The organism is Actinosynnema sp., from assembly GCF_052038725.1.
In genome coordinates this window covers 1-7,466 of the sequence record NZ_JBQGCX010000941.1, presented here as the reverse complement: position 1 = coordinate 7,466, position 7,466 = coordinate 1, and the positions used below count along the sequence as shown (strand labels likewise).

The 7,466-nt window shown below is 71.7% G+C and carries 8 protein-coding genes; 5 read left to right on the top strand and 3 right to left on the bottom strand.

Translation table 11 applies throughout. From position 1 onward, the window contains the following. Together clpX and ACTUAL_RS19970 are read left to right on the top strand one after the other, a co-directional pair. Window positions 1–1,237: ATP-dependent Clp protease ATP-binding subunit ClpX (clpX, locus tag ACTUAL_RS19975; protein ID WP_440901316.1), on the top strand; the 1,237-nt coding region annotated here is incomplete at its 5' end. Window positions 1,238–1,240: 3 nt separating this feature from the next. Continuing rightward, on the top strand, window positions 1,241–1,831 hold the full coding sequence (locus ACTUAL_RS19970) for an RBBP9/YdeN family alpha/beta hydrolase (protein ID WP_096491830.1): 591 nt from the start codon (window positions 1,241–1,243) through the stop codon (window positions 1,829–1,831). 21 nt (window positions 1,832–1,852) lie between these two features. On the opposite strand, the gene ACTUAL_RS19965 is transcribed toward ACTUAL_RS19970, so the two are convergent. Then, a complete protein-coding gene (locus ACTUAL_RS19965; RefSeq protein ID WP_440901315.1) occupies window positions 1,853–2,761 on the bottom strand; it encodes an alpha/beta hydrolase in 909 nt (302 codons plus the stop codon). 195 nt (window positions 2,762–2,956) lie between these two features. Next, window positions 2,957–3,781 carry a formate dehydrogenase accessory sulfurtransferase FdhD gene (fdhD, locus tag ACTUAL_RS19960; protein ID WP_096491832.1) on the bottom strand — a complete coding sequence of 275 codons (825 nt, stop codon included), beginning with the start codon at window positions 3,779–3,781 and terminating at the stop codon, window positions 2,957–2,959. A gap of 66 nt (window positions 3,782–3,847) precedes the next feature. On the opposite strand from fdhD, the gene ACTUAL_RS19955 reads away from it, so the two are divergent. From ACTUAL_RS19955 to ACTUAL_RS19945, 3 genes are read left to right on the top strand one after another with little or no spacing between them, the layout of a single operon-like run. Next, entirely contained in the window at window positions 3,848–5,194 is a 1,347-nt protein-coding gene (locus tag ACTUAL_RS19955) for an OFA family MFS transporter (protein WP_096491833.1), read from the top strand. Next, window positions 5,191–5,343 (top strand): MFS transporter small subunit, encoded by a 153-nt coding sequence (locus tag ACTUAL_RS19950; RefSeq protein WP_177154528.1) that lies wholly within the window; start codon window positions 5,191–5,193, stop codon window positions 5,341–5,343. The genes ACTUAL_RS19955 and ACTUAL_RS19950 overlap by 4 nt, the downstream gene beginning before the upstream one ends. A gap of 11 nt (window positions 5,344–5,354) precedes the next feature. Beyond that, window positions 5,355–6,905: a phytoene desaturase family protein gene (locus ACTUAL_RS19945; protein WP_440901314.1), complete on the top strand. Its 1,551-nt coding sequence runs from the start codon at window positions 5,355–5,357 to the stop codon at window positions 6,903–6,905. On the opposite strand, the gene ACTUAL_RS19940 is transcribed toward ACTUAL_RS19945, so the two are convergent. Then, window positions 6,902–7,466: hypothetical protein (locus tag ACTUAL_RS19940; protein WP_440901313.1), on the bottom strand; the 565-nt coding region annotated here is incomplete at its 5' end. The genes ACTUAL_RS19945 and ACTUAL_RS19940 overlap by 4 nt on opposite strands.

Below are 7,466 nucleotides of genomic sequence, written 5' to 3'. Positions count from 1 at the left end.
CTGCGGCAAGAGCCAGAAGCAGGTGAAAAAACTCATCGCCGGCCCCGGCGTCTACATCTGCGATGAGTGCATCGACCTCTGCAACGAGATCATCGAGGAAGAACTCGCGGAGGCGGGCGACGTCAAGCTCGACGAGCTGCCCAAGCCCGCCGAGATCCACGACTTCCTCGACCAGTACGTGATCGGCCAGAGCGAGGCCAAGCGGACGCTCTCGGTGGCGGTCTACAACCACTACAAGCGCATCCAGGCGGGTGACCGGGGGCGTGAGGGGCGGGACGACGGGGTCGAGCTGGCCAAGTCGAACATCCTCATGCTCGGCCCCACCGGCTGCGGCAAGACCTACCTCGCGCAGACGCTCGCGAAGATGCTGAACGTCCCGTTCGCCATCGCCGACGCGACCGCGCTGACCGAGGCGGGCTATGTCGGCGAGGACGTCGAGAACATCCTGCTCAAGCTCATCCAGGCGGCGGACTACGACGTCAAGCGGGCCGAGACCGGGATCATCTACATCGACGAGGTCGACAAGATCGCCCGCAAGAGCGAGAACCCGTCGATCACCCGCGACGTCTCCGGCGAGGGCGTGCAGCAGGCCCTGCTGAAGATCCTGGAGGGGACCACCGCGTCGGTGCCCCCGCAGGGCGGTCGCAAGCACCCGCACCAGGAGTTCATCCAGATCGACACGACGAACGTGCTGTTCATCGTGGCGGGCGCCTTCGCGGGTCTTGAGAAGATCATCCAGGACCGGATCGGCAAGCGCGGTCTCGGCTTCGGCGCCGAGGTCCGCACCAAGGCCGAGGTCGACGCGGCGGACTACTTCGCCGAGTCGATGCCGGAGGACCTGATCAAGTTCGGGCTCATCCCGGAGTTCATCGGCCGGTTGCCGATGGTCGCCAGCGTGACGAACCTGGACCAGCCGTCCCTGGTGCGCATCCTCACCGAGCCGAAGAACGCCCTGGTCAAGCAGTACCAGAAGCTGTTCGAGATGGACGGCGTGGAGCTGGAGTTCACCAAGTCCGCGCTGGAGGCGGTCGCCGACCAGGCGATCCTGCGCGGCACGGGGGCTCGCGGCCTGCGGGCGATCATGGAGGAGGTGCTGCTGCCGGTGATGTACGACATCCCGAGCCGCACCGACGTCGCCAAGGTCGTCATCACCGAGCAGACGGTGAAGGAGAACGTGAACCCGACCATCGTGTCCCGGCAGCCCAGCCGCCGGGAGCGCCGCGAGAAGTCGGCCTGACCGGTGTCCCCGCCCCACGTCCTGCTGCTGCACGGCCTCGGAGGTTCCGGGCCCGAGCACTGGCAGACGTGGCTGGCGGGGGAACTGGCGGCGCACGGCGCCCAGGTCGACGTCCCGTCGTTCACCGATCCCGACGCGCCCGAGCTGGAGGTGTGGCTGGGTGAGCTCCGCGCTCACCTGGCCGCGGCTCCCACCGGCGTGGAGCGCGTCGTCGCCGCGCACTCCCTGGCGTGCCTGCTGTGGCTGCACCACGCCGCCACCCTGACCGACCCGGCGCTGCGCGTGGACCGCGTGCTGCTGGTCGGCCCGCCCAGCCCGCGCTACGCGGGCGAGGTCGCGATCCCCGCCGAGTTCCTGGACTGCCCGCTGGAGCCGGACGCCCCGCGCGCCGCCTCGGCCGACACCAGGCTCGTGGTCGGCGAGGGCGACCCGTTCTGCAGCCTGGAGCAGGCCAAGGAGCTGGCGGGCGCGCTGAGGCTCGACCTGGACGTCGTCGTGGGCGGCGCGCACCTGAACGCGGAGGCGGGCTACGGCCCGTGGGGCGCGGCGCTGAAGTGGGTCCGCAGCAACCGCACCCCCCTCACGCCGCGCTGACCACCCCGGCGGGCCGCCCGCTCACGTCGTGCTGAGCTGCTTGCCCAGGAAGCGGACCACGTCCGGGGTGATGGTCCTGTAGAACTCGTCGTTGTGCCCACCGGGCGTCACCGAGCCGACCTCGGGCCGTACCGCCTGGATGAACTTCCTGGTCCCCTCGATGAACGGGTCCCGGTCGCCGACCCACACCCCGACGGGCAGGTTCTTCAGCTTGTCCGGGTGCCGCAGCGGGTCCAGCGACTCCCACTGGCCGGCGTCCTGGAACGCCTTGCGCTTGGACATCTCCGCCCAGGAGGTCAGCAGCCCCGGCGAGATCGCCGCGACCGCCTTGATCCGCTCCTTGCGCTCCAGCTTGCGGCGCGCGTACAGCAGGGCCCCGAACCCGCCCATCGACACGCCCGCGCAGGCGACCGGCCGGGAGAACCCGCGGTCGGCCAGCCACCGGGGCACCTCCTCCAGCAGCATCCCCATCGGGTCGTCGCCCGCCACGTTCTCGTGCCAGTAGTTGTTGTCCCCGTCCACCGAGACGAACCCGAACGGGGGAACCGCGCCCTTGGCCACGGCCGACACCAGCACGTCGGGCAGGTTGCCCACGAGCGCGTCCTGCGCCTTGCCGTACAGGCCGTGCAGCAGCAGCACCATGGGCAGCTTCAGCGTCTCCACGCCGGGCGGGGCGACCGTCAGGAACGTGATCTCCTTGCCGCGCTGGGCGGAGAACAACCGCTCCGACTGCACGAGCAACCGCCGGACCGCCGGCGTGAAGCCGTTCGAGCCGCCCTTGGGGGTGCTCATCGCGCCCCCCGCCACGGCCTGGTCCGCCCTGGGCGGCAGGGGCTCCTCGCCACCCAGCGCGGCGGACACCCCCGCGGCGCCCGCCCCCAGCGCCCCGAGAGCGCCGAGCGCGCCCAGAACCGCGCGCCTGCTGACCATGCACCCTCCCACACCGGCCCCCGCGCGCTTCACCGCTCGCGAGGGCGACCGTCTTCTCCCACCGGACGCGGGGCCGGAGTCGAGCTCCAGCCACCGGTGACGGGACGGCGTCGGCGCGTCACCCGCAGTGCTGGAACTCGTCGCACAGCGGAGCGGCCACCGCCCGTCTGGCGGTGGCCGTCCGTGGTGGACGAGTCAAGCGGTCACCCGCTCGTGTCCGGTGTACACGTTCATCGAGTCTCCGCGCAGGAATCCGACGAGGGTCACGCCCTGCTCCTCGGCCAGGTCCGCCGCGAGCGACGAGGGGGCCGACACCGCTGCCAGCACCGGAACGCCCGCCATCGCGGCTTTCTGCACCAGCTCGAACGAAGCCCGCCCGGAGACCATGAGAACCGTACCGGTCAGGGGAATCCGGTCGTTCAGCACCGCCCACCCGAGGACCTTGTCGACCGCGTTGTGCCTGCCGACGTCCTCCCGCACGACCAGCGCCCGACCGTCTGCGGTGAACAGCCCCGCCGCGTGCAGTCCCCCGGTCGAGGCGAACACCTTCTGGCGTTCCCGCAGCTCGTCGGGAAGCGCGGTGAGCACGTCCACGTCTACCGTGGTCGAGTCCCCAGCGGGGGAGAAGCGGGTCTTGAGCTTGACCGCGTCCAGCGCGGCCTTGCCGCAGACCCCGCACGAGGAGGTGGTGTAGAAGTTGCGCTCGACCCCGACCTCCGGTGGCGGCACGCCCTCCGCGAGCGCCAGGTCCAGGACGTTGTAGGTGTTCTCCCCGTCCGGGCCGGTGCCCTCGCAGAAGCGCGCGACGGCGACGTCGGAGAGGTGGCCGATGACGCCCTCGCTGAGCAGGAAGCCGTGTGCGAGCTCCACGTCCTTGCCCGGCGTGCGCATGGTGACGGCGAGCGCCCTGCCGTTCACCCTCAGCTCCAGCGGCTCCTCGGCCGCCAGGGAATCGACCTTCCGACGTTCTGCCCGGCGCGAATAGGTCACCACTGGGCGACGAACTGTGACACGGCCCACCTGGAACTCCTTTCGCAGGCTAAGTTTCCCGTGGTTCGACACACAAGGTTACGGAGGTGATGAACAGTGGGGTTCCTCGACCGTTCGCGGACGGTGGCTTCGCCTGATTGGAACAGGTGGTTGGTGCCACCGGCCGCACTGTCAGTGCACCTGTCCATCGGGCAGGCGTACGCGTGGAGCGTATTCAAACCCCCGCTGGAGAAGGCGCTGGACCTCAACGGCACGCAGAGCGCGCTGCCGTTCCAGCTGGCCATCGTGATGCTCGGCCTGTCGGCCGCGTTCGGCGGCACGTTCGTCGAGCGCAACGGCCCGCGCTGGGCGATGTTCGTCTCCGCGTCCTGCTTCTCGACCGGCTTCCTGGTCGCGGCGCTGGGCGCGTGGACCGAGCAGTACTGGCTGGTCGTCCTGGGCTACGGCTTCATCGGCGGCATCGGCCTCGGCATCGGCTACATCTCGCCGGTCTCGACGCTCATGAAGTGGTTCCCTGACCGCCCCGGCATGGCCACCGGCATCGCGATCATGGGCTTCGGCGGCGGAGCGTTGATCGCCTCGCCGTGGTCCGCCCAGATGCTGAGCTCGTTCGGCAGCACCCCGCACGGGATCGCCACGGCGTTCCTGGTGCACGGCGTGGTCTACGCGGTGTTCATGACCCTCGGCGTCCTGCTGATCAGGGTGCCGCAGAGCCTGCCCGCGGCGGCCACCTCGGGCGTGTCCGCCGGTTCCGGCCAGGCAGGCGCGTCCGCCCCGGCGGTCAACGTCTCGGCCCGCAACGCCCTGCGCACCCCGCAGTTCTGGTGCCTGTGGATCGTGCTGTGCTTCAACGTGACGGCGGGCATCGGCATCCTGGAGAAGGCCTCGCCGATGATCCGGGACTTCTTCGCCGACACCGCGACCCCGGTCGCGGCCAGCGCCGCCGCGGGCTTCGTGGCGCTGCTGTCGCTGATGAACATGGCGGGCCGGATCGTGTGGTCCTCGGTGTCCGACATCGTGGGCCGCAAGAACATCTACCGGCTCTACCTGGGCGCGGGCGCGCTCGTCTACCTGGTGCTGGCGCTGTTCGGCGGCTCGTCCAAGCTGCTGTTCGTGCTCTGCGCGATGCTGATCCTGTCCTTCTACGGCGCGGGCTTCGCCACGATCCCGGCCTACCTGAAGGACCTGTTCGGCACCTACCAGGTCGGCGCGATCCACGGCCGCCTGCTGACCGCGTGGTCCACGGCGGGCGTGCTCGGGCCGCTGATCATCAACGCGATCGCGGACAGCCAGAAGGCCGCGGGCAAGGTCGGCCCGGACCTGTACTCGACCTCGCTGTTCATCATGATCGGGTTGCTCGTCGTCGGGTTCGTCGCCAACGAGCTGGTCAAGCCGGTCGCGGCCAAGTACCACGAGCCGGTTCTCCAGGAGGTCAAGTCATGAGCGGGACGACGGGAGAGCGGACCGACGCCGGGCAGACCGGGAACAAGCGGACCGCGCTGGTGGTCGTGTCCTGGCTGTGGGTCGGCGTGCCGCTGGCCTACGGGCTGTTCGAGCTCATCCGCAAGGTGACCGCGCTGTTCACTGGATAGGGGGACCGGCGGTGGACGGGTTATACGACGCGGTAGTCGTCGGCGGAGGCCACAACGGCCTCGTCGCCGCCGCTTACCTGGCCGGGGCCGGTCGTTCGGTCCTGGTGCTGGAGAAGCTGCCGCAGGTCGGAGGGGCCGCGGTCGGCGAGCAGGCGTTCACGGGCGTGCCTGCCCGCTTGTCGCGGTACTCCTACCTGGTCAGCCTCCTGCCCGATCGGATCACCACCGATCTGGGCCTGAGGCTGGAACTGCGCTCGCGCGCGGTGTCGTCCTACACGCCGGTGACCGGCGGGGCCGGACTCCTGGTCGAACAGGGGCCCGGCCCCGCCACGGCCTCCTCGTTCCGGGCCCTCAGCGGCTCCGAGGGCGACTGGGAGGCCTGGCGGGGGTGGTACGGCGAGGTCGCCGCGCTGGCGTCCGCGCTGGCGCCCACGCTGCTGGAGCCGCTGCCCTCGCGGGAGCGCGTCGAGCGCCTCGCGGGCGGGCTGTGGGGCCCGCTGTTCGAGCGGCCGATCGGCGAGGCGCTGCGGGAGCGGTTCGCGCACGACGTGGTGCGCGGGGTCGTGGCCACCGACGCCCTGATCGGCACGCACGCGTCGCTGGACGCGGACCTGGCGGCCAACCGGTGCTTCCTCTACCACGTGGTCGGCAACGGCACGGGGGAGTGGCGGGTGCCGGTCGGCGGCATGGGGGCGGTGACCGCCGAGCTGCTGCGGGTCGCCCGCGCCGCCGGGGCCGAGGTGGTGACCGGGGCCGAGGTGACCTCGGTGCGCGCCGACGGGCGGGTCGCGGAGGTCGGGTTCACCGACCGGGACGGGGTCGAGCGGACCGCCGGAGCCCGGTTCGCGCTGGTGAACGCGGCCCCGGCCGAGCTGGCGCGGTTGCGGGGGCTGCCGGTCGGACCGGTCGCGGACGGGTGCCAGCTCAAGGTGAACATGCTGCTGGAGCGGCTGCCGAGGTTCCGGTCCGGGGTGGACCCGAGGGCGGCGTTCGCGGGCACGCTGCACCTGGACGAGTCCTACAGCGCCCTGGAGGGCGCCTACCGGGACAGCGCGGCCGGGCTGGTGCCCGAGGTGCTGCCCGCCGAGATGTACTGCCACACGCTGACCGACCCGTCGATCCTCGATCCGGGCCTGGCCGGGCGCGGGTGGCACACGCTGACCCTGTTCGGCCTGCACACCCCGGCGCGGCTGTTCGACGGCGACAACGCCGGACTGCGCGAGCACCTGGTCGGCCGGTACCTGACCGCGCTCGACGAGCACCTGGTCGAGCCGATCGAGAGCTGCCTGGCCGTGGACGCCGACGGCCGCCCGTGCCTGGAGGCCCGCACGCCGCTCGACCTGGAGGCCGAGATCGGCCTGCCGCGCGGGCACATCTTCCACGGGGACCTGGACTGGCCGTTCGCCGAGCGCCCCGAGCAGGTCGGGACCTGGGGCGTGGAGACCGACGTCGACAACCTGCTGGTGTGCGGGGCGGGCGCCCGGCGCGGCGGCGGGGTCAGCGGGATCGGCGGGCACAACGCGGCCATGGCCGTGCTGGCCCGCCTGAACGGGACCGCCTAGCTCCGCCGCTCGATCAGCCGCGTCACCAGCCCGCGCGCCGAGGTCTCGTTGGCCCCCGAGGTCACCGAGACCTCCAGCCCGCCCTGCCTGGCCACCACGCTGGTCTGCACGACCTCGCCCGAGCCCCTCGTGGCCGCGTACGCCTGCTCGTGGAAGTCCGGCAGGTCCACCACCCGCAGCCCGTCGTCCTCGGCCGCCTTCCGGCCGTCGGCGAACGCCTCGGCGTCCACCCCGGACCGGAACCTGACCTCGGTCTCCACACCGCCCCGCGCGTACTCGCAGGTCAGCGTCTGGCCGTCGACGAACTCGCGGGGGTTGCCGAGCACCAGCCCCAGCGCGGGGCCGACCACGTCGGCGGGGGCGAACCGCGCGCAGTTCGCCCCGTTGGCCGCGCCGGTCGACGTGGGCCCCGCCGCCGTCGTGCCACCCGGCGCGGGCTCCTGCCCACCCGTGCAGCCCGCGACCACGAGCGCCAGGGCCCACGCCGCCGACGCGCGCCTCTCGCGATCTTCTCCAGCCGCAGCACGACCGACTTGGAGGTGGGCGTGCCGGAGATGTCCG

Bases quoted from the DNA above. Each gene is read 5' to 3' on its own strand.
- ACTUAL_RS19950 (WP_177154528.1), top strand. From the start codon at position 5,191: ATGAGCGGGACGACGGGAGAGCGGACCGACGCCGGGCAGACCGGGAAC.
- ACTUAL_RS19965 (WP_440901315.1), bottom strand. From the start codon at position 2,761: ATGGTCAGCAGGCGCGCGGTTCTGGGCGCGCTCGGCGCTCTCGGGGCG.